The sequence below is a fragment of the Sphingomonas lycopersici genome (genome assembly GCF_026130605.1).
Taxonomy (GTDB): Bacteria; Pseudomonadota; Alphaproteobacteria; order Sphingomonadales; family Sphingomonadaceae; genus Sphingomonas; species Sphingomonas lycopersici.
In genome coordinates, this window is sequence record NZ_JANFAU010000007.1 from 64,051 (window position 1) to 85,713 (window position 21,663).

19 protein-coding genes are annotated in these 21,663 nt (G+C 68.6%); 5 read left to right on the top strand and 14 right to left on the bottom strand.

From position 1 onward, the window contains the following. Window positions 1–25: 25 nt before the first annotated feature. The 5 genes from NED98_RS14705 to NED98_RS14725 all read right to left on the bottom strand — a co-directional run bounded on the left by NED98_RS14705 (window position 26) and on the right by NED98_RS14725 (window position 6,678). Window positions 26–1,423, bottom strand: coding sequence for a M20/M25/M40 family metallo-hydrolase (locus tag NED98_RS14705; RefSeq protein ID WP_265268826.1), 1,398 nt, complete (start codon window positions 1,421–1,423; stop codon window positions 26–28). Window positions 1,424–1,497: 74 nt separating this feature from the next. Then, window positions 1,498–2,445: an aspartyl protease family protein gene (locus NED98_RS14710; RefSeq protein WP_265313516.1), complete on the bottom strand. Its 948-nt coding sequence runs from the start codon at window positions 2,443–2,445 to the stop codon at window positions 1,498–1,500. 42 nt (window positions 2,446–2,487) lie between these two features. Beyond that, window positions 2,488–4,908, bottom strand: coding sequence for a ligase-associated DNA damage response DEXH box helicase (locus NED98_RS14715; protein WP_265313517.1), 2,421 nt, complete (start codon window positions 4,906–4,908; stop codon window positions 2,488–2,490). Window positions 4,909–5,072: 164 nt separating this feature from the next. Next, window positions 5,073–5,993 carry a helix-turn-helix domain-containing protein gene (locus NED98_RS14720; protein ID WP_179512975.1) on the bottom strand — a complete coding sequence of 307 codons (921 nt, stop codon included), beginning with the start codon at window positions 5,991–5,993 and terminating at the stop codon, window positions 5,073–5,075. A 106-nt stretch (window positions 5,994–6,099) separates the two neighbouring features. Next, window positions 6,100–6,678: a CAP domain-containing protein gene (locus NED98_RS14725; protein ID WP_265313518.1), complete on the bottom strand. Its 579-nt coding sequence runs from the start codon at window positions 6,676–6,678 to the stop codon at window positions 6,100–6,102. Window positions 6,679–6,690: 12 nt separating this feature from the next. On the opposite strand from NED98_RS14725, the gene hemW reads away from it, so the two are divergent. Continuing rightward, window positions 6,691–7,839, top strand: coding sequence for a radical SAM family heme chaperone HemW (gene hemW, locus NED98_RS14730; protein WP_265313519.1), 1,149 nt, complete (start codon window positions 6,691–6,693; stop codon window positions 7,837–7,839). 48 nt (window positions 7,840–7,887) lie between these two features. Here the strand turns inward: hemW and NED98_RS14735 are convergent, their stop codons facing one another. Beyond that, the gene (locus NED98_RS14735) at window positions 7,888–9,078 is read right to left on the bottom strand and encodes a penicillin-binding protein activator (protein WP_265268820.1); all 1,191 of its coding nucleotides are present in this window, start codon (window positions 9,076–9,078) and stop codon (window positions 7,888–7,890) included. A 13-nt stretch (window positions 9,079–9,091) separates the two neighbouring features. Here NED98_RS14735 and rsmI point away from each other — a divergent pair, with 13 nt between their 5' ends. The 3 genes from rsmI to gshB all read left to right on the top strand — a co-directional run bounded on the left by rsmI (window position 9,092) and on the right by gshB (window position 11,417). Further along, window positions 9,092–9,919: a 16S rRNA (cytidine(1402)-2'-O)-methyltransferase gene (gene rsmI / locus NED98_RS14740; RefSeq protein ID WP_265268819.1), complete on the top strand. Its 828-nt coding sequence runs from the start codon at window positions 9,092–9,094 to the stop codon at window positions 9,917–9,919. Further along, the gene (locus tag NED98_RS14745) at window positions 9,916–10,269 is read left to right on the top strand and encodes a YraN family protein (RefSeq protein ID WP_179512980.1); all 354 of its coding nucleotides are present in this window, start codon (window positions 9,916–9,918) and stop codon (window positions 10,267–10,269) included. Before rsmI ends, NED98_RS14745 begins: the two co-directional genes overlap by 4 nt. Window positions 10,270–10,451: 182 nt before the next feature. Then, window positions 10,452–11,417 (top strand): glutathione synthase, encoded by a 966-nt coding sequence (gene gshB, locus NED98_RS14750; protein ID WP_265313520.1) that lies wholly within the window; start codon window positions 10,452–10,454, stop codon window positions 11,415–11,417. Between the two features lie 89 nt (window positions 11,418–11,506). Here the strand turns inward: gshB and NED98_RS14755 are convergent, their stop codons facing one another. After that, entirely contained in the window at window positions 11,507–12,403 is an 897-nt protein-coding gene (locus tag NED98_RS14755) for a tyrosine recombinase XerC (RefSeq protein ID WP_265313604.1), read from the bottom strand. 246 nt (window positions 12,404–12,649) lie between these two features. Between NED98_RS14755 and NED98_RS14760 the strand changes: the two genes are divergently transcribed. Beyond that, window positions 12,650–14,818, top strand: a complete 2,169-nt coding sequence (locus NED98_RS14760; RefSeq protein WP_265313521.1) for a primosomal protein N' — start codon at window positions 12,650–12,652, stop codon at window positions 14,816–14,818. Here NED98_RS14760 and NED98_RS14765 read toward each other — a convergent pair. From NED98_RS14765 to NED98_RS14795, 7 genes are all read right to left on the bottom strand, one after another. Then, window positions 14,815–15,759, bottom strand: coding sequence for a phosphatase PAP2 family protein (locus NED98_RS14765; RefSeq protein ID WP_265313522.1), 945 nt, complete (start codon window positions 15,757–15,759; stop codon window positions 14,815–14,817). The two genes, NED98_RS14760 and NED98_RS14765, sit on opposite strands and share 4 nt — an antisense overlap. A 147-nt stretch (window positions 15,760–15,906) precedes the next feature. Then, a complete protein-coding gene (locus tag NED98_RS14770; RefSeq protein WP_179512984.1) occupies window positions 15,907–16,158 on the bottom strand; it encodes an ATP synthase F1 subunit epsilon in 252 nt (83 codons plus the stop codon). A gap of 45 nt (window positions 16,159–16,203) precedes the next feature. Then, window positions 16,204–17,673, bottom strand: coding sequence for a F0F1 ATP synthase subunit beta (atpD, locus tag NED98_RS14775; RefSeq protein WP_265268800.1), 1,470 nt, complete (start codon window positions 17,671–17,673; stop codon window positions 16,204–16,206). A 24-nt stretch (window positions 17,674–17,697) separates the two neighbouring features. Beyond that, on the bottom strand, window positions 17,698–18,576 hold the full coding sequence (locus NED98_RS14780; RefSeq protein WP_179512986.1) for a F0F1 ATP synthase subunit gamma: 879 nt from the start codon (window positions 18,574–18,576) through the stop codon (window positions 17,698–17,700). A 48-nt stretch (window positions 18,577–18,624) separates the two neighbouring features. Further along, window positions 18,625–20,154 carry a F0F1 ATP synthase subunit alpha gene (gene atpA, locus NED98_RS14785; protein WP_179512987.1) on the bottom strand — a complete coding sequence of 510 codons (1,530 nt, stop codon included), beginning with the start codon at window positions 20,152–20,154 and terminating at the stop codon, window positions 18,625–18,627. Window positions 20,155–20,159: 5 nt separating this feature from the next. Further along, window positions 20,160–20,729, bottom strand: coding sequence for a F0F1 ATP synthase subunit delta (locus NED98_RS14790; RefSeq protein WP_432423331.1), 570 nt, complete (start codon window positions 20,727–20,729; stop codon window positions 20,160–20,162). Between the two features lie 144 nt (window positions 20,730–20,873). Continuing rightward, complete coding sequence (locus NED98_RS14795; protein ID WP_265313605.1) at window positions 20,874–21,653, bottom strand: enoyl-CoA hydratase; 780 nt, start codon at window positions 21,651–21,653, stop codon at window positions 20,874–20,876. Window positions 21,654–21,663 lie beyond the last annotated feature (10 nt).

The following is a 21,663-nucleotide window of genomic DNA, read 5'->3' on the forward strand; positions in this document are numbered from 1 at the left end:
TGACGAGAGGCAGGCGATCGACCGGTCAGCCCCCATAAGCCTTGACCAGATCGAACAGATAGTCGCGCCCCTGATAGAGCGACGAGACGCGGATACGTTCGTCGAGCCCGTGGATGCCGTTGAGATCCTGTTCGAGCATGATGCCCGGCGCGCCGTAGACCGGCATCCCGATCTTGCCGAAGAACACCGCGTCGGTCGCGCCGGTCGACATCATCGGCACCATCGGCACGCCGGGGAAATATTTCGCGGCCAGCGTCTTCATCGGCCCGACGATCTTCGGATCGAGCGCCGGCGGCACCGCGATCGGGCGGATCGGGGCGTTGGCGGTGACGGTTACCTTCGGTCCGGCGAGTTCCTTGAGCTTGGCGAGCGTGCCCTCCACTGTCTCGCCGGGGAAGATGCGGCAATTGACGTTGGCGGTGGCGCGCTGCGGCAGCGCGTTCTCGGCATGGCCCGCGTTGACCAATGTCGCGACGCAGGTCGTGCGCAACGTCGAATGCAGCACCTTGTCGCGGCTGACGATCGCATCGGCCTGTTTGTCGTTAGGGTTGGCGAGCAGGCGGGTGATCGCCTCCGCCATTTCGGCCGGCACCGCTTTCGCGGTGGCGCCGAGGAAGGCGCGCGTCGTGTCAGTAAGTTTTATCGGGAATTCATAGCCTTGTACCGCCCTGAGCGCATCATCCAGCTCGTAGATCGCATTGGCCGGGGTCGGCGCCGAACTGTGCCCGCCGGGGTTGGTGGCGAGGAAGGTGAAATTCTGCGCGGCTTTCTCGCCGACCTGCACCGCCAGCGCCTGCGGCTTGCCATCGGCGTCGAACCGGCCCCCGCCGCCCTCGTTGAGCGCGAACTCGCCGCTCACCAGCTCGGGGCGGTTATCCGCCAGCCATTGCGCGCCGTTGAAGGCATAGGTGGTTTCCTCGCCGCAGGTCAGCGCCATCTTGATCGTGCGCTTGGGGCGATAGCCCTGCTGCTTGAAGCGGATCATCGCATCCGCCCACACCGCGGCCATCGCCTTGTCGTCGACGGTGCCGCGCGCGTAATAAAAGCCGTTTTCCTCGACCAGCTTGAACGGATCGCGCTTCCAGTCCTCGCGCTTGGCGGCGACCACGTCGATATGCGCGAGCAGCAGCATCGGCTTGGCCTTGGCGTCCGATCCCTTGAGGATCGCGACCACCCCGCCATCGTCGGGATGCTCGGGGACGGAGAAGGAGGTGATATCGGCGTCGGCATAGCCCGCCGCCTTGAGCCGGGTCGCGATCTGCGCCGCGGCCTTGGTGCAGCTGCCGACCCCGACGACGGTGTTTGTCTCAACCAACTCTTTGTAAAGAGAGAAGAAATTCTTCTGGTCGGGTCGATCCTGGGCGTCAGCGATAGCGGGGGCGAGCCCCAGCGCGGCGATTCCAGCCAACCACATAGCCCGCATCGTTAATTCCCCTGTTTCGCTCAGGGGGCGATCGTTGCAGGGATAGTTGCGTGGCGCAACTCTTTCACGAGCTCCTAGCTGATGAACGCGTTGCGCGGCATCTTGAAGCGCACCTCGCGGTTGGCGAAATCGATATCGACCTTGCGGAACAGCCGCAGCGCATCCATCCCCAGCATCAGCGCGGGACGCTTGTCGAGCCCGAACAATTTGAACGGCGGCGCGTCGCTCGCGGCATAAGCGATCGGCATGTCGTTGATCGTCATCTGGCCGAGCTTGATCGTGTTGAGCACGGTGTAATTGACCGTCACCGTCTCCCCGGTCACCCCCGTCAGCGCGATCGGGATCCCCACCTTGCCGCGGCGCATCACCGCCTTTTGCAGCGCGCTGTTGCCCATCGTCACCGCCGAGCCGGTATCGATGATGACGCGGACCTTGACGTCGCCGACCGTCGCCTCGGTCACGACGAGCTGGCCGAACAGGCTGCGCGCGCGCACCACGATCTCGCCGGGGTCGCTCGATTCGCGCGAGGACCGGCGCCGCGACGGCGAGACGACCATCGATTGCTTGTCGAAATCGATCGCCAGCGCATGGCCCTGGAGCGAATCGATCCCCAGCATCCCCGGCGCGCCGAGATAGCGCCCCTCGAGCGCGGGCGCCTCGATCCTTTCGCCGCCCAGCGCGCCGACCGTGATCGACGGGATGACGACGGTGCTCACCTCGCTCACCCCGGTCATCGCGGTGACGCGCACGGTGGGGCCGGCGGCGAGCCGCAGGCTGCCGGCGAGCTCGCGGCTCACCACGGTGCGCTGCGCGCCGGTATCGATGATGAAGCGATACGGCCCGGTGCTGCCGATCTGGACCGGCACCGTCATCCGCTCGCCATTGCCGCCGAAATTGAGCAGATCGCCGAGCGGCGTCGTCGCATCGGCGGGCGGGGGCGGGGGTATGGCGGGAGCCGGCTGCGGCACGGGGGATTGCGCGGTGAGAAGCAGCAGCAAGGGCATGGCGAGCATGCGTTTCATGAACTGGAGAGTGCGCCCGAACCGGCCCTTTCGCAAGCGAAATCAATCGATCCGCATCGCCGCCTGCGCCAGCGTTTCCGCCTCCATCAACAAGGCGTCGTCGGCGAGCCCGGTGGCGACGCGTTCGCGCCCGATCAGCACCAGCACCGGCACCGCGAGCGGCGAGACGCGCGGCAGAGTCACGTGCAGCATCGTCTCTTCGGCGCGGTCGAGCAGATCGGCGAGCCGGCCGATATCGGTCATCCGCGCGCGCGCGTCGGCCCAGGCGGCTTCGAGCAGGATATGCCCCGGCTCGTAACGGCGCAGCACGTCGTAGATCAGGTCGGTCGAAAAGGTGACCTGCTTGCCCGTCTTGCGCTTGCCCGGATGCTGGCGCTCGACCAGCCCGCCGATCACCGCCACTTCGCGGAAGGCGCGCTTCAGCAGATGCGATTGCTGCACCCATTCGACGAATTCATGCTCGAGGATATCGGGGGAGAAGAGCGCCGCCGGATCGTCGACCGGATCGAGCGAATAGCAGGCCAGAGCGTAATCCGACGCGACGAACCCCAAAGGCTTGAGCCCGCGCGTTTCCATCCGGCGGGTGATGAGCATCCCGAGCGACTGGTGCGCGTTCCAGCCCTCGAAACTGTATGCGACCATATAATGCCGCCCCTCGTGCGGGAAGGTTTCGACCAATAGCTGGTCAGGGCGCGGCAGCGCCGAGCGGCGCGCCTGGATTTCGAGCCACTCGCGCACATCGCCGGGGAAGCGATGCCATTGCTCCGGCGCGGCGAAGAAGCCGCGCACCCGGTCGGCGAGATGCGTGGTGAGCGGCATCCGCGCCCCGCCATAGGTCGGGATCCGTGCCGGGCGCGCGGTGGCGCGGACGATCAGATCCTCGGTGTCGATCTTCTCGACCTCGAGGCTCATGCCGGCGAAGAAGAAGGTATCGCCGTGCGCCAGCGTCGCGGCAAAGGCTTCCTCGACCTTGCCCAGCGTGCGCCCGTTGCGGAACCGCACCTTGAGCATCGTCGCCTCGACGATGATCCCCGCGTTGAGCCGGTGCTGCGCGACGAATTTGGGGTGGCTCACCCGCCAATGCCCGTCGGCGTCGCGCGTCAGCCGCTTGAACCGGTCATAAGCGCGCAACGCATAGCCGCCGTCGCAGATGAAGCCGAGCAGCCGCGCGAAGGTCTCGGCATCTAGCGCGGCATAAGGCAGCGCCGAGCGCACCTCATCGAGCAACGCCGCCTCGTCGAACGGCGCCGCGCAGGCGCAGGCCATGACATGCTGCGCGAGCACGTCGAGCGCGCCGGGGCGGAACGGCTCGGCATCGAGCTCGCCCGCGCGCACCGCATCGATCGCCGCGCGCGCCTCGAGATATTCGAAGCGGTTGCCGGGGACGAGGATCGCCTCTGACGGCTCGTCGAGCCGGTGGTTGCTGCGCCCGATGCGCTGGAGAAGCCGCGACGAACCCTTGGGCGCCCCCATCTGGATCACGCAATCGACATCGCCCCAATCGACCCCCAGATCGAGGCTGGCGGTGGCGACCAGCGCGCGCAGCCGCCCCGCCGCCATCGCGCCCTCGACCTTGCGCCGCGCCTCCTTTTCGAGGCTGCCGTGGTGAATCCCGATCGGCAGCTGGAGCGTGTTTTCCTTCCACAGATCCTGGAAGATCAGTTCGGCGAGGCTGCGCGTGTTGCAGAAGACGATCGTGGTGCGGTGGGTCTCGATCTCCGCCATCACCTGCCGCGCGGCATAACGCCCCGAATGGCCGGCCCAGGGCACCTTGTCCTCGGGGAGCAGGATATCGATTTCGGGATCGACCCCGGGATCGCCGATAACGAGGCTCACCGCCTGCTTGTCGCCGTCCGGGGCGAGCCAGGCGCGATAATCGTCGGGATCCGCGAGCGTGGCGGAGAGCGCGACGCGGCGGCATTCGGGCGCGATCCGCTGCAGCCGCGCCATCGACAGCGCCAGCAGATCGCCGCGCTTGCCGCTGGCGAAGGCATGGACCTCGTCGACCACGATCGTCCTGAGCCCGGCGAACATCGTGAAAGCGTCGGGATAGGACAGCAGCAGCGAGAGCGATTCGGGCGTGGTGAGCAGGATCTGCGGCGGCCGCGCGCGTTGCCGCGCCTTGCGGTCCGACGGAGTGTCGCCGGTGCGCGTCTCGATCCGGATATCGAGCCCCATTTCGTCGACCGGGGTCATCAGATTGCGCTGGATATCGACCGCCAGCGCCTTGAGCGGCGAGACGTAGAGCGTGTGGAGCCCGTCGCTCGGCCGCTCGATCAGCTCGGCGAGCGTCGGGAGGAAACCGGCGAGCGTCTTGCCCGCGCCGGTTGCGGCGACGAGCAGCGCGTGATGCCCGGCGCGCGCCTCGGCGAGCATCGCCAATTGGTGCCGGCGCGGCTGCCACCCGCGCTCGGCGAACCAATCCGCAAGCGCGGGGGGGAGGGGCGTGTCGTGATCGGGCACCGCGCTTTATATGGGGCGCGGGCGGGGGTCGGCGCCAGAGGCTGGTTCAAGCGCAATCCTCCCCGTTCGCCCTGAGCTTGTCGAAGGGCTGCCCTTCTCGTCCGAGGAAGAAAGGATAGGGCTTCGACATGCTCAGCCCGAACGGAGAGGTTGCGCGCGATCCGCTATTCCGCCGCGCGCGGCAGTTTCGGGGCGACCCACGGCACCGCCTGCTCCATCGCCATATCGGTGAGCTTGCGCTGCTGGCGCACCTCCAGCCCCGGGGTGAACAACAAGGTCGGGGTCTTGCGGAAACGATTGGGCGGCATGTCCAGAAACAGCCGGAATTCGCGGTTGAGGTGCGAGGCGTCGTAGAAACGCTCCTCGGCCAGATCGTCGGCATCGGGCACCGCCAGCCCGCGCAGCACCGCCGCCATATCGAGGAAGCGGCTGCGGCGGAGCACCGTCTTGGGCGGGTGGCCGAAATGCGCGCGGACGTGCCGGTCGAGCCGCCGCGGGATCATCCCCAGCTCGCGTGCGATATCGGCGACGGTGCGCCCCGGATCGAGCCGGCTGATCGCCTCGAAGCGTTCGAGCGCGGGATCGATCCGCGCGTTGCGCGCGGCAATGCGTTCGCGCACCACCTGTTCGAGCCGGTCGAAGGTGCGCTCGGTCTGGCGGATATCCTCGCACGCCCAGCGCAGCGCCTCGCCCCACGCGCCGTCGATCGTCTCGAGCCGGTCGGCGAGCAGGTAAGCGGGCCGGTCGGCGAAGGCGAGCCACGCCGCCGGGCGCAGCGCGAAGCCGGCGGCGACGATCGGGCCGGTGCAGCGCACGGGGAAGCGCTTGCGCTGCGCCCCGAAGATCATCGGGCCTTCATAGGCGATCCACTTGCCGGCGACCTGGGTCTCCCACCGGCCCTCGGTCGGCACGCGGACATAAGCGGTCTCGTGGAGCAGGAAATCTTCCAGCACCGCATCATCGGGCCGTTCGATGATCAGGATGAAGAAGCGCGCGACGAATCGCGCCAGATCGCCGCTCGGTGCGCGGCTGAGCGACAGCGGATGGCCGTCGCGCGAGGTGCCCGTACGTGGGGTTAGGCCCATAACGCGCCAGTCTATGAAGCTTTCGCGCCTTCGGCAATGCGAGCCTGCGGTGCGATAAAGCGCCGATTCGGCGAGTCTGTATTAAATCGGGATCGCGGAAGGGGGGTTAATAGGCCGTTTCGCCGACTACGTTGCCCGGCGGCGAATAGCGGCAGACGAGAAAGTCGTTGCGCCGGTCCGACGCCACCGCGCATCCGATTCGCCGCGCGCCGCGCCAGACGATCTCGCTGTAATGCGACACGTCCTGCCAGCGCCCGGTGCGGCTGAAGCCCGGCGTCGGCAGGTTCACATAATCGCGCCGCTCGGCGAGCCAATGGCCGAGCATCTCGTCGTAGCGATAGGCGTCGCGCGTCCCCATCCACAGGTTTTCGCCTTGTCGCCCCATCCCTTGCGGCTGTTCGGCATGCGCGAAACGGCCGGTGCGCGCCATTTCCCCGGCATAATCGCGCGCCGCATCGGCAAGGCTGTCGTCCCATGCCAGCGGGGCCAGCCCGAGCGCGCCGCGTGCGTCATTGTGGCCGCGCAGCATCACCGATCGGAGCAAGGCGGCGCCGCGCGGCGCGGGCGCCTCGGAAAGGCGCGGTTCCACCACGCGCGCGGGCGCATAGCCGCCGCACGCGGCAAGCAGGGTGAGGGCGAGCGAAAGCGCGATCGCGCGATGGCCTTTGGCGGGCATCGCGGCCATATCGGCGTTCGCATGCCCGACGACAACTCCCTCGCGCTTTACGTCCACTGGCCGTTCTGCGTCTCCAAATGCCCTTATTGCGACTTCAACAGCCATGTCCGCGCGGAGGTCGACCAGGCGGCGTGGCGCGCCGCGCTGCTCGCCGATCTCGCGCATGAGGCGCGCGCACTGCCCGGGCGGCGGGTCACGTCGATCTTCTTCGGCGGCGGCACCCCCTCGCTGATGCCCCCCGATACCGTCGCCGCGGTGATCGAGGCCGCGGCGCAGGCATGGGGCCTCGCTCCCGATGCCGAGATCACGCTGGAGGCCAATCCCTCGTCGGTCGAGGCGGCGCGGTTCGGCGATCTCGCCGCGGTCGGGGTCAATCGCGTCTCGCTCGGGCTGCAGGCGCTCGACGATGCCGTGCTGCGCTTCCTCGGCCGCGCGCATGACGTGGCGGAGGGATTGCGCGCGCTGGAGACCGCGCAGCGCGCCTTCGCGCGGGTCAGCTTCGATCTGATCTACGCCCGGCCGGGGCAGACGGTCCAGGCGTGGGAAAATGAGCTGGCGCGCGCGCTCGCGTTCGGCACCGGGCATCTGTCGCTCTACCAGCTCACGATCGAGCCCGGCACGCGCTTCGCCACCGAGGCGGCGGCCGGGCGGCTGGTCGTCCCCGACGGCGATGCAGCGGCGGATCTCTATGAGACCACGCAGGCGATGACCGCGGCCGCCAGGCTCCCCGCCTATGAGATTTCCAACCACGCGCGCGCCGGCGAGGAGAGCCGCCACAATCTCAGCTATTGGCGGTATCGCGATTATGCCGGCGTCGGTCCGGGCGCGCACGGCCGGCGGCTCGGGGTGGCGACGCAGCGGCGGCGCAAGCCCGAGAATTGGCTCGCGGCGGTGGCGCGCAACGGCCACGGCATCGAGGTCGAGGACGATCTCGCCCCCGCGGTCCAGGCCGAGGAGGCGCTGCTGATGGGGCTGCGGCTCGCCGAGGGCGTCGATCTTGCCCGCATCGCGCGGCTGGGTGCGCGGCCGGTCGAGGCCTTGGTCGATCTCGCCGCGGTGGCCCGGCTGGACGACAAGGTGCGGCTTGAGGGCGACCGGCTCCGCGTGCTGCCCGCCGGGATGCTGCTGCTCGACGCGATCCTGCCGGCGATCGTGCGCGCCGGGGAATAAGCCCGTCCGCCGCCGTCACCCCAGCTTCCGCCGGGGCGACGGGGACGGTCAGCGCGCGAAGTTCCCGGGCGCCGGCGAAACGATCGTCGTCCCCCCGGCCTTGACCTCCTGCACCTCAAGCGCGCGTTCGGCGACGCCGTCGCGGCCGAAGCGGAACGCGCCGTCGATCCCGGCATAGCCCTCGCCCGAGCGCAGCCGCGCCTCGGGGAAGGGAGCGCCGATCTTCCAGTCGTGCGAGATGCGCACCGTCAGCAGCACCGCGTCATAGCCGAGGCTCGACAGCCGATACGGCGCCGCGCCGAAGCGGGCGCGATATTTGGCGGCATATTGGCGATAGAGCCCGTTCGACACGCTGGCATACCACGCCCCGTCGAGCGCGCCGCGCGCGGCGATGCCGCTGTCGGAATTCCACAATTCGGTGCCGAGGATGCGAACCTGCGGGCTCGATTTGCGGACCAAAGGCGCGCCGGCGGCGGCCGCGGCGCCGCTGTCGGCGATCAGCACCCCGTCGAACGGCGCATCCTTCGCCATCCGCGCGACCGCGGCGGCCATCGCCCCCGCCGCGCGATCATAGGTCTGCAGCGAGACGACCTTGCCCCCGCTGCTCTCCACCGCGCGCAGGAAGGTGGTCGAGGCGCGCGAGCCGTAGAGCGAATTGGGGATCAGCCCGCCGAAATTGGTCACGCCCTTGCTGCGCGCATAGGAAACGACCCGCTCGATCGACTGGCCGGGGGTATAGCCCATCAGATAGACGCCGTCGCCGGCGACCGACACGTCGTTGGAAAAGGACAGCACCGGGACGTGCGCGGCGCGCGCCACCGGGGTCACCGCGCGGACATCCTCGGCGAGCAGCGGGCCGAGGATCAGCTGCGCGCCCTCGGCGATCGCGCGCTGTGCCGCCGGGCCCGCGCCGGTCGCGGTGTCGTAGCTGGTGATGCGCACCTTGTCGTTGCGCGAATCGAGCAGCGCGAGCTGGGTGGCGTTGGCGAGGCTCTTGCCCACCCCGGCATTGGCGCCGCTGAGCGGCACGAGCAGCGCGACGCGGTTGCGCGCGGTATCGCGCGGCAGCCCGGGCTGGACCTCGGTGGAGGAGACCGGCGGCGGGGCCTTCTGCTCGGGCGCCGGCGCCGGCCCACGCGGGACGATCGTCTGGCACGCGCTGAGCAAGGCCAGCCCGGCCAGTGCGGTCAGCCGAAACAAGCCGCGGACCCGTTGCGGTACGGTCATCGCTTCTGCCATGAAACCCCTCGTGATGTCGCTTTCTCCTGGTCTGTATATCGTCGCCACCCCGATCGGCAATCTCGGCGACCTCTCGCCGCGCGCCGCGGAGGTGCTGGCGCACGCCGACCTGATCGCCGCGGAGGACACGCGGGTTACCGCGACCTTGCTGCGCCACATCGGCGCGAAACGCCCGATGCAGCCCTATCACGATCACAATGCCGATCAGGTGCGCCCCGGGCTGATCGCGCGGCTGGCGAGCGAGGTGATCGCGCTGGTCTCGGATGCGGGAACCCCGCTGATCTCCGATCCGGGTTATAAATTGGTGCGCGATGCGCGTGCGGCGGGGCACCAGGTGGTGACGATCCCCGGCCCCTGCGCCGCGATCGCCGCGCTGACGCTCGCCGGACTGCCGACCGATCGTTTCCTGTTCATGGGCTTCCTCCCCGCCAAACAGGGCGCGCGGGGCAGCGCGATCGCCGAGGTCGCGGGGGTGCGCGCGACGCTGATATTCTACGAAAGCGGCCCGCGGCTCGCCGCAACGCTCGCCGCGCTGGCCGAGGGGCTGGGGGATCGCGAGGCGGCGGTGACGCGCGAGATCACCAAGAAGTTCGAGGAAGCGGTAACCGGCACCTTGTCGTCGCTCGCCGCGCGTTATGCCGATGCCCCGCCCAAGGGCGAGATCGTGATCGTCGTCGCCCCGCCCGGCGCCGCGCCGCCGCCGAGCGCGGAAGATGCCGAGGCTGCGCTGGTCGAGGCGCTGTCGCGGCTCCCCGCGTCGAAGGCGGCGGGGGAAGTGGCGAAGCGCTTCGGGCTCGACCGCAAGGCGCTCTACGCCCGCGCGATGGACTTGAAGGCGTGAGCGATCGCCGTGTCGCCGAGGCCGCCGGGCGGCGCGGCGAGCGGCTGGCGGCGTGGTGGCTCAGGCTCAAGGGCTGGCGCGTCGTCGCGCAGCGCGTACGCACCCCGGCGGGCGAGGTCGATCTGGTGGCGAAGCGCGCCGGGCTGGTCGCCTTCGTCGAGGTCAAGACCCGCGCCACCGCCGCCGAACTCGATTTCGCGATCGACGAACGCCGGCTCGCGCGGGTCGCGGCGGCGGCGGAATTGCTGATGCCGGTCTATGCGACCGCGGGGGAGGATATCCGCGTCGACGTGATCCTGCTCGCGCCGGGGACGCGGCCGCGGCATATCGAGAATGCTTGGATCGGGTAGGGCGAAGGCGCGTCGGCGCAGCGATGGCGCCGGTGCGCGTTAGCGCAGCGCCCGACCCGGCCGGCGGGTCGCGCCAGCGCGCCCGTCCGACGACACGGCTTTGCCGCGGCGGGGCATGACGATGAGGGTGACGAGGGAAGGCAGACCCCCTAAATCCCCCCGATCAATCTTGGGATGACCGCATGACCCTTACCGTTGCCGTCCAGATGGACCCGCTCGAATCGATCAATATCGCGGGCGATTCGAGCTTCGCGCTGATGCTTGCCGCGCAGCAGCGCGGGCATCGCGTGTTCCATTATGCGGCGGAGGATCTCAACTGGTCCGACGGACATTTGTGGACGCGCGCGCATCCGGTGACGGTGCAGCGCGTCGTCGGCGATCATTTTCGCTTCGGCGAGCCGGTGCGGCTCGATCTCGGCGACGAGGCCGATGTCGTGCTGATGCGGCAGGATCCGCCGTTCGACCTCGGCTATATCACCGCGACGCATCTGCTCGAGCGGATCGCCGACCGCACCCTGGTGGTCAACGATCCCGCGAGCGTGCGCAACGCCCCCGAAAAGGTGTTCGTGCTCGATTATGCGCGCTTCATGCCGCCGACTTTGGTGACACGCTCGCTCGACGAGGCGCGGGCGTTTCTCAAGCGGCACGGCGCGATCGTCGTCAAGCCGCTCCACGGCAATGGCGGCAAGGCGATCTTCCGCGTCGGCGCGGAGGGGGAGAATCTCTCGGCGCTGATCGAGGTGTTCAACAATATGTGGCGCGAGCCGCATATGGTGCAGGCCTTCCTCCCCACCGTGGCGAAGGGCGACAAGCGCATCGTGCTGGTCGACGGCGAGGTCGCGGGGGCGATCAACCGGCTGCCGAGCGAGGGCGAGTTCCGGAGCAATCTCGCGGTCGGCGGATCGGCGGAAAAGACCGAGCTGACGCCGCGCGAGCGCGAGATCTGCGCGGCGCTCGGGCCGGAACTCAAGCGGCGCGGGCTGCTGTTCGTCGGGATCGACGTGATCGGGGGCGAGTGGCTGACCGAGATCAACGTCACATCGCCGACCGGGATCGTCGCGATCGAGCGGTTTGACGGGACGGATGTCGCGGGGATGATTTGGGACGCCATAGAGCGCAAGCTCGGTCGCGGAGGCATCGGAGCTTAGCTCTCACCGTTGACCCTGAGCTTGTCGAAGGGCGTCCTGCGGTCCGTGAGTGAGAGCCGCCCGTCGACAAGCTCAGGGCGAGCGCCGTGCTAACTCCGCGGATGCGCCGCGCGATAGACGTCGAGCAGATGCGCCGCATCGACCGCGGTATAGACCTGCGTCGAGCTCAGGCTGGCATGTCCGAGCAACTCCTGCAGTGCGCGCAGATCAGCCCCGCGCCCGAGCAGATGCGTCGCGAAGCTGTGGCGCAGCGCGTGCGGCGTGGTCCGCTCCGACAGCCCGAGCCGCCCGCGCGCCGCGCGTACCCCGGCGCGGACGATCCCCGGCGACAATGCCCCCCCGCGCACCCCGCGAAACAGCGGCGCACCGGGCGCGAGCGGCCACGGGCATTGCGCGAGATACGCCTCGATCGCCTCGCGCACCGGAGGCAGCAGCGGGACGATGCGGGTCTTGTCGCGCTTGCCGATCACCACGATCGTCTCGCCGAGCGGGATCACCGCTCCGGTCAGCGCGATCGCCTCGCCGATGCGCAAGCCGGCGCCGTAGAGCAATAGCAACACCGCCCAGTCGCGCGCGCCGACCCATTCGTGCCGCGCACCCTCCGCGACTTCCTCGGCCAGCGCCCAGGCTTCGTCGGGGGAGATCGGGCGCGGCACGCCTTTCTTGACCCGCGGCCCGGAAAGCCGCGGTGCGGCGCCCTCGCCATTGGCCCATTCGAGAAAGCCGCGCACCGCCGACAATTCGCGCGCGGCGGAGGCGTTGGAAAGGTCGCCGCCGAGCCCCCCGCTGCGGCGGTGCGCGAGATAGGCGCGCAGATCCGACGCGCTGACCCGCGCCAGCGCCGCGCGGTCGACCGCGCCGCCCCAATGCTGCGCGAGAAAGGCGATCAGCCGGTTGGCGGTCGCTTCATAAGCGCGCACGGTATGCGCCGACCGACGCCGGTCGCGGCGCAGATAGGCGCCATAGGCAGGAGCCAGCTCGCTCATCGCTTCGAGGGTAAGACCGAATCGTGCGCGGGTCCACAAGGAGAGGCGCACCACCCCCTCCTCCGTCATGCCGGGTTTGACCCCGGCATCCAGATCTCAGGCGGTGCCTTTAGTGGCCCCGAATGCCGGGTCGGGCCCGGCATGACGATCGAAGCAGGCAAGGCGACCGGCCTCTCACACGTGTGAACTTCGTGAACTTTGCCGCCGGCTTTGCGCGCGGCGCGTCTCCACGCCATATGGCGGGCGATGTCCCGTGCCCGTGTCCTGGTGCTCAATTCCGCGCTCGGCCCGCTCGATTACCGCGTCCCGCACGGGATGACGGTCGAGCCGGGGTCGATCGTCGTCGCGCCCCTGGGGCCGCGGCAATTGGTCGGCGTGGTGTGGGAGCCCGAGCGGATGCCGTCCGACGCCGAGGTCGGCGACAACCGGCTGCGCAATCTGATCGCGGTCGCCGATGCGCCGCCGCTGCGCGATCCGCTGCGCCGGCTGGTCGAATGGACCGCGGATTATTATCTCGCCGCGCCCGCCGCGGTGGTGCGGATGGCCTTGTCCTCCACCGCGGCGCTCGAGGGGCAGAAGCTCGTCGTCGAATATCGCGCCACCGGGCATGTCCCCGATCGGCTGACCCCGCAGCGCGCGCAGGCGCTCGAACGGATCGGCGACCGGCAGGGGCTGATCCGCGAGCTGGCGACGATCGCCGACGTCTCCGACGGGGTGATTCGCGGGCTGGTGAAGGCCGGCGCGATCGAGGGGGTCGAGGTCGATATCGACAGCCCCTATCCGCTGCCCGACCCCGATCATGCCCCGCCCGCGCTCTCGGCCGAGCAGGCGGCGGCGGCGGATGCTTTGGTTGCCGACGTCGCGGCACACGCTTTTCACCCCACGCTGCTCGACGGGGTGACCGGATCGGGCAAGACCGAGGTCTATTTCGAGGCGGTGGCGGAGGCGATCCGGCAGGGCCGGCAATGCCTTGTCCTGCTCCCCGAAATCGCGCTGACCGAACCCTTCCTCAAGCGCTTCCACGATCGCTTCGGGTGCGAGCCGGTGGCGTGGCATTCGGGGCTGCGTTCGTCGCAGCGCCGCCGCGCGTGGCGCGCGATCGCCAGCGGGCAGGCGGCGGTGACGGTGGGCGCGCGATCGGCCTTGTTCCTGCCTTATGCCGATCTCGGGCTGATCGTCGTCGACGAGGCGCATGAGACGAGCTTCAAGCAGGAAGACGGGGTGCATTATCACGCGCGCGACGTGGCGGTGATGCGCGGCAAGTTCGAAGGCTGTCCGGTGATCCTGGCCTCCGCCACCCCGGCGATCGAGACGCGGCAACAGGTCGCGCTCGGCAATTATGTCGAGCTGCGGCTGCCGGGACGCTATGGCGTCGCCGAGCTGCCGACGATCGAGGCGATCGACCTCCTGGAGCAGAAGCCCGATCGCGGCCGCTGGCTCGCCCCCTCCTTGGTCAAGGCGATCGGCGAGACGTTCGAGCGCGGCGAGCAGTCGCTGCTGTTCCTCAACCGCCGCGGCTATGCCCCGCTCACCTTGTGCCGCACCTGCGGGCATCGTTTCCAATGCCCCAATTGCACCGCCTGGATGGTCGAGCACCGGCTGACGCGGCGGCTCGCTTGCCACCATTGCGGGCATGTCGAGCCGGTGCCGCGCGCCTGCCCCGAATGCGGCGACGAGGAATCGCTCGTCGCCTGCGGCCCGGGGGTCGAGCGGATCGCCGACGAGGTGGCGGCGCTGTTCCCCGAGGCGCGGGTCGCGGTGGTCACCTCGGACACGATCTGGTCCCCGGCCAAGGCGGCGGAATTCGTCAATCGGATGGAGGCGGGGGAGATCGACATCGTCGTCGGTACCCAGCTCGTCACCAAGGGCTATCATTTCCCCAATCTCACCCTGGTCGGGGTGGTCGATGCCGATCTCGGGCTCGAGGGCGGCGATCTGCGCGCGGCGGAGCGCACCTTCCAGCAGATCCGTCAGGTCTCGGGGCGCGCCGGGCGCGGCGAGAAGCCAGGGCATGTCTACATCCAGACGCACAGCCCCAAGGCGCAGGTGATGCAGGCGCTGGTGACGGGCGACGCCGAGACCTTTTACGCCGCCGAGACCGAGGCGCGGCGCGACGCGGGGGCGCCGCCGTTCGGCCGCTATGCCGCGATCATCGTGTCGAGCGAGGATCAGCCGGCGGCGCATGAGATCGCGCGGCTGATCGGCCGCTCGGCGCCCGAGGTGGAGGGGATGCACGTCTATGGCCCCGCGCCCGCGCCGCTGGCGATGCTGCGCGGGCGGCATCGCTATCGCCTGCTGGTCCACGCGCGGCGAACGCTCGACGTGCAGGACGTGATCCGCGGCTGGCTCGGCGCGCTCGACTGGTCGGCGAAGGTCAGGGTCTCGGTCGACGTCGACCCGTATAGTTTCCTCTAACGCATCCGCCGCGCGACGTGGAGCGCGACGAGCGCGAGCGCGACGCCGGCAAGGATATCGACGAAATAATGCGCGCCGATCAGCGGCGCGGTCGCCGCCACCGCGATATTGAGCGTGACGAACGCGCCGCCGATGATCGGTATGCGGCGGAAGCCCCAGGCGAGCAACGTGGCGCCCCCGGCGTGGAAACTGGGAAAGGAGATGAGCCCGGTCATGCTTGCGGGGGTCAGCCCGTGGATCGCGCCCGAGCGAATCGCCTCGAGCACGGCGACTTGGCGCCACGCGGTATCGACGTCGAGCGCAGGAATGTCGGCGGGCGTCAGCCCGTAGTGGACATAGCTTCCGGCGGCGGTGACGAACGGGAAGATCGCGACGCAAGCAATCAACGTCAGGAACCAGGCGTGGACGAATTGCCAGCAGCGCCGCTCCTGCCCGGCCAGCGGCAGCAACGCGACGAGCAGGAAAGACTGCCATTGCAGCGTCTGGTAAATGTCGCACATCGCGCGCACGATGCGCGGGCGATCGTGGAGCAGCGCGAACATCGCGCGCCAGTCGAGCCACGGAAAGAGCAATGCGTCGGCACGCGCCAGCGCCGCGTCGCGATAGGGCAGCGCAATGGTCGCGACCAGCACGCTGAGGCAGGCGGTGGCCATTGTCGCGGCGAGCACCAGTACCGCCGCCTCGATCGCGCTCCCCACCCGCCCGAACCCGCGCAGCCGAAGCAGCGTCGCGACGCCCAGCAGGAAGAACTGCATCGCGACGATAAGCGGCAAATCGTGGCGGTCGACCGCGAAATCGAGCCGGGCGACCAGCGCGGCGATCAACGCGATCATCATGCCGAGCAGGATATAGCTCGGCAAGGCGCCCGCCGGCGGCGACAGGCGACCGAGGGTCGCGCGCGGCGCGGGCAAAGCCGGGGAAGAGCCGTACAGCGCGTCCATGCGGCCCTCCTGCCGCCACGAGCTTAATTTGCGGTTAGGAGAAGACGATATTCAGGCGGAAGGAGGCGATGTCACTGCGCCGGAACGAAACAAGGACTCCCCCGGGCTTGCCGGGAGAGTCCCTGCCGTAAACCTAGTCGGAAAAAGTCAGCCCGCGTGCTCGGCGAGCACGGTCAGCCCCTTGGCATTGACCTCGGCGAAGCCGCCGCGGATCGCGATCGCCTCGGGCTGGCCGCCGGCGGTGCGCTGGACGAGCAATTCGCCGTCGCGGATCGTCGACATCAGCGGGGCGTGTCCCTCGAGCACCGCGAAATCGCCCTCCGAACCGGGAACGGTGACCATATGCACCGCCTCGGACCGGATCAACCGTTCGGGGGTGACGAGTTCGAAATGCAGCATCACAAATCTCCGCCCCTCCCCCGCGGGGGAGGGGAGCATTTCCCGTTACGCGTCCTGCGCGAGCTTCTCGGCCTTGGCGACCACTTCGTCGATGCCGCCGACCATGTAGAAAGCGGCTTCGGGCAGGTGGTCGTACTCGCCGTTCACCACCGCCTTGAACGAGCGCACCGTATCCTCAAGCTGGACGAACTTGCCCGGGATGTTGGTGAACACTTCGGCGACGTGGAACGGCTGCGACAGGAACTTCTGGATCTTGCGCGCGCGGCTGACGGTCAGCTTATCCTCTTCGGACAGCTCGTCCATGCCGAGGATCGCGATGATGTCCTGCAGGCTCTTGTACTTCTGGAGGATCGACTGGACGGCGCGCGCCGTCTCGTAATGCTCCTGACCGACGACGCGCGGCTCGAGAACGCGGCTGGTCGAATCGAGCGGGTCCACCGCCGGATAGATGCCGAGTTCGGAGATCGCACGGCTCAGCACGGTCGTCGCGTCGAGGTGGGCGAACGAGGTGGCCGGCGCCGGGTCGGTCAAGTCGTCGGCGGGGACGTACACCGCCTGCACCGAGGTGATCGAGCCCTTGTTGGTCGAGGTGATGCGCTCCTGCAGCGCGCCCATGTCGGTCGACAGCGTCGGCTGATAGCCCACCGCCGACGGAATACGACCGAGCAGCGCCGACACTTCCGCGCCCGCCTGGGTGAAGCGGAAGATGTTGTCGACGAAGAACAGCACGTCCTGGCCTTCCTGGTCGCGGAAATATTCCGCGATGGTGAGGCCCGACAGCGCGACGCGCGCACGCGCCCCCGGCGGCTCGTTCATCTGGCCGAACACCAGCGCGACCTTCGAGCCTTCGCTCACCGGATTGCCGTCGGCATCCTTGGCGATGACGCCCGCGTCGAGGAATTCGTGATAAAGGTCGTTGCCCTCACGGGTACGCTCGCCGACGCCCGCGAACACCGAGGTGCCGCCGTGGCCCTTGGCGATGTTGTTGATCAGTTCCTGGATGAGGACGGTCTTGCCCACGCCGGCGCCGCCAAACAGGCCGATCTTGCCGCCCTTGGCATAAGGCGCGAGCAGGTCGATCACCTTGATGCCGGTGACGAGGATCGCGGCTTCGGTCGACTGGTCGACGAACAACGGGGCCGGCGCGTGGATCGGCGCATGATGCTCCGAATTGACCGGGCCGCGCTCGTCGATCGGCTCGCCGACGACGTTGAGGATGCGCCCCAGCGTCTTCGGACCGACCGGCACGGTGATCTGCGCACCGGTGTCGGTGACGGTCTGGCCGCGGGTCAGGCCCTCGGTCGAGTCCATCGCGATCGTGCGAACGGTGTTCTCGCCGAGGTGCTGCGCGACCTCGAGCACCAGCCGGTTGCCGTTATTGTCGGTTTCCAGCGCCGACAGGATCGCCGGCAGGTGGGTGTCGAACGACACGTCGACGACCGCGCCGATCACCTGGCTGATGCGGCCCACATTGTTGCTGCCCGTGGTCGGGCGATCCTCGAGGACGGTGGCCATGTTCTGCTTCCTGCTTCTCGTAGCTTAGAGCGCTTCCGCGCCGGAGATGATTTCCACCAGCTCGGTCGTGATCGCGGCCTGGCGGGTGCGGTTATACTGGATCGTGAGGCGATTGATCATGTCGCCGGCGTTGCGCGTCGCATTGTCCATCGCGGTCATGCGGCTGCCCTGTTCCGACGCGGCGTTTTCGAGCAGCGCGCGGAAGATCTGCACCGCGACGTTGCGCGGCAGCAGATCGGCGAGGATCGATTCCTCGTCGGGCTCGTAGGTCACCGCCGCGCCGCCGTCATTGGCGGTCTCGACGCTGGTCGGCACCGCGACCGGGATGATCTGCTGCCCGACCGGCTCCTGCACCAGCGCCGACTGGAACTTGGCGTAGAACAGATGCGCGATATCGAACTCGCCTGCCTCGTAGCGGCGGATGAGATCGCTGGCGATCGCCTGCGCATCGTCGAACGCGACCGTCTTGATCGCGCTCATGTCATGATCGGCGGCGATGCCGTTGGGGAAGAAGCGCCTGAGCACGCGCCCCTTCTTGCCCGCGATATAGAAACGCACGGTCTTGCCCGCGGCTTCCAGCTCGGCGGCCTTGCGGCGCGCGGCGCGGACGATGTTGGTGTTGAACGCGCCGGCGAGGCCACGCTCCGAGGTCGCGACGACCAGGAGGTGGACCTGATCCTTGCCGGTGCCGGCGAGCAGCTTGGGCGAGCTTTCGCTCACCGTCACCTTGCTTGCCAGGCTCGCCATCACCGCCTCCAGCCGCTCGGCATAGGGGCGGCCCTGAACGGCAGCCTCCTGCGCACGGCGCAGCTTGGCGGCGGCGACCATCTTCATCGCCTTGGTGATCTTCTGCGTCGACTTCACCGAGCCGATGCGGATCTTGAGGGCCTTTAGAGAAGCCATTTCAATCCTTCATGTGTTCCCGCGCGGGGCGGGAGCCCATCGATCGGGTTACGCGAACGTCTTGGCGAAAGCGTCGAGCGCGGCCTTGGTCTTGGCCTTCACCTCGTCGCCGAAATCGCGGCTGTCGCGGATCGCGGTGAGGATGTCGGCATGCGCTTCGCGCATATGCGCCAGCATCGCCGCTTCGTACCGCACCACGTCCGCCACCGGCACCGTATCGAGATAGCCGTTGGTGCCGGCGAAGATCGACACCGTCTGCTCCTCGAACGGCAGCGGGTTGAACTGCGGCTGCTTGAGCAGCTCGGTGAGGCGCGCGCCGCGGTTCAAGAGCTTCTGCGTCGAGGCGTCGAGGTCCGAGCCGAACTGCGCGAAGGCCGCCATTTCGCGATACTGCGCGAGCTCGAGCTTGATCGAGCCCGACACCTTCTTCATCGCCTTGGTCTGCGCCGAGGAGCCGACGCGGCTGACCGAGAGGCCGACGTTGATCGCCGGGCGGATGCCCGCGAAGAACAGGTCGGTTTCGAGGAAGATCTGGCCGTCGGTGATCGAGATCACGTTGGTCGGGATGTACGCCGACACGTCGCCCGCCTGGGTCTCGATGATCGGCAGCGCGGTGAGCGAGCCGTTGCCGTTGGCGTCGTTCATCTTCGCCGCGCGCTCCAGAAGGCGCGAGTGGAGATAGAAAACGTCGCCCGGATAGGCTTCGCGGCCCGGCGGACGGCGCAGCAGCAGCGACATCTGACGATAAGCGACCGCCTGCTTGGAAAGGTCGTCATACACGATCACGGCGTGCATGCCGTTGTCGCGGAAATATTCGCCCATCGCGCAGCCGGTGTAGGGCGCGAGGAACTGCAGCGGCGCCGGCTCCGACGCGGTGGCGGCGACGACGATCGAATATTCCATCGCGCCATTCTCTTCGAGCTGGCGGACGATCTGCGCGACGGTCGAGCGCTTCTGGCCGACCGCGACATAGATACAATAGAGCTTCTTGCTCTCGTCGCTGCCCTTGTTGACGCCCTTCTGGTTGATGAAGGTGTCGATCGCGACGGCGGTCTTGCCGGTCTGGCGGTCGCCGATGATCAGCTCGCGCTGGCCGCGGCCGACCGGCACCAGCGCGTCGATCGCCTTGAGCCCGGTCTGCACCGGTTCGTGGACCGACTTGCGCGGGATGATGCCCGGCGCCTTCACCTCGACGCGGCGGCGCTCGGTCGCCTCGATCGGGCCCTTGCCGTCGATCGGGTTGCCGAGGCCGTCGACCACGCGGCCGAGCAGACCCTTGCCGACGGGAACGTCGACGATCGTGCCGGTGCGCTTGACGGTGTCGCCTTCCTTGATCTCCGAATCGGTGCCGAAGATCACGACGCCGACGTTGTCGGCTTCGAGGTTGAGCGCCATGCCCTGCACGCCATTGGCGAACTCGACCATTTCGCCCGCCTGGACGTTGTCGAGGCCGTAGATGCGCGCGATGCCGTCACCGACGCTCAGCACCTGGCCGGTCTCGCTGACCTGTGCCTCGGTGCCGAAATTGGCGATCTGGTCCTTGATGACCTTGGAGATTTCTGCGGCGCGGATATCCATTTACGTCAGCCTTTCATCGCGCTGGCGAGCGCATTCAAACGGGTGCGGATCGACGAATCGATCATCTGGGAACCGATGCGGACGACAAGCCCGCCGAGCAGCGCCGGATCGACGGCCAGTTCGACCGAAACCTCGCGGCCGATTCGCTGGCGCAGCTGCTGCTTCAATTCGGCGACCTGATCGTCGGCGAGCGGATGGGCGCTGGTCACCTCGGCGGTGACTTCGCCCCGGTGGCGCGCGGCGAGCGCACGGAACGCGCGGATGATCGCCGGCAGCTCGGCGAGGCGGCGATTGTGCGCCAGCACGCCGAGGAAATTCTTGGTCGTCGGGTCGACCCCCAGCTCGCCCGCGGTGGCGAGCACCGCCTTGGAGGCGGCATCGCGCGCGACGACCGGCGAGGTGGTCAGCGCCTTGAAATCATCCGACTGATCGAGCGCGGCGCGCACCTTGCCGAGGCTCGCCTCGACGGTTTCGATCGTCTTGGCGTCGGCCGCCAGTTCGAACAGCGCGGTCGCATAACGTCCGCCCAGGCTCGCCTGGATGCTGCCACCTTGAATACCGCTGGAACTATCCACGCGATTCGCTTTCCTCGTCGTCGACACGGGTTGCCCCGAGCGAACGGATGGCGCGGTTGCCGCACCTATACGCTTGGGTTGCGGCGCGCGTAGCAAAGGGGGTGCGGCGATGCAATCCTTGCGTCAAATCCTTTGCCGGCTGCGTTATTGCGCACGACCGCGTGCCTGCACCGCCGCACGTCGCGCTTCGACCGCCTCCGGGGTCACTCGCGCATTGGCCGCGGAAGAGATGCGATGCTCCAGCGCCAGCGCCTCCCCCATCGCCAGCGCAAAGCCCTGGTCGATCAGCCTCTTATAGTCGGCGATGAAGTCGGCATCGGCGCTGGCGATATCGGCGGCAAGCCGTTGCGCGGCGGGGAGCAGCTCGGCGGCGGGGACGGTGCGGTTGACGAGGCCCCAGCGCTCGGCGGTCGCGGCGTCGATGAAATTGCCGCTCAGCGAGAGTTCCTTCGCGCGCGCGAGTCCAATCAGTCGCGAGAGCTTCTGGCTGAGCCCCCAGCCGGGCATCACCCCGACCCGGGCGTGGGTATCGGCGAATCGCGCGTTTTCGCTCGCGATCACTATGTCGCAGGCCAGCGCCAGTTCGAATCCCCCGGTGATGGCGACGCCGTTGATCGCGCCGATCACCGGCTTGCGGCACGATTCGATCGCCCTGACCGGATTGTCGCTGGCGTCGGTGGCATTGGCCGCGCCGAGAGCGCCCGCGGTGGCGCCGAGTTCCTTGAGATCGAGCCCGGCGGTGAAGGCGCGCGTCCCCGCGCCGGTCAGCACGATCGCGCGCACATCGGGGTCGGCGTCGATTCGCCGCATCGCATCGTGCAGCGCGCGGCGCAGCGCGAGCGACAGCGCGTTCATCGCCTCGGGGCGGTTGAGCGTCACGGTGGCGACCCCCGCGGCGATGTCGACCAGGACGAGATCGGTGATGGCGGGCCTC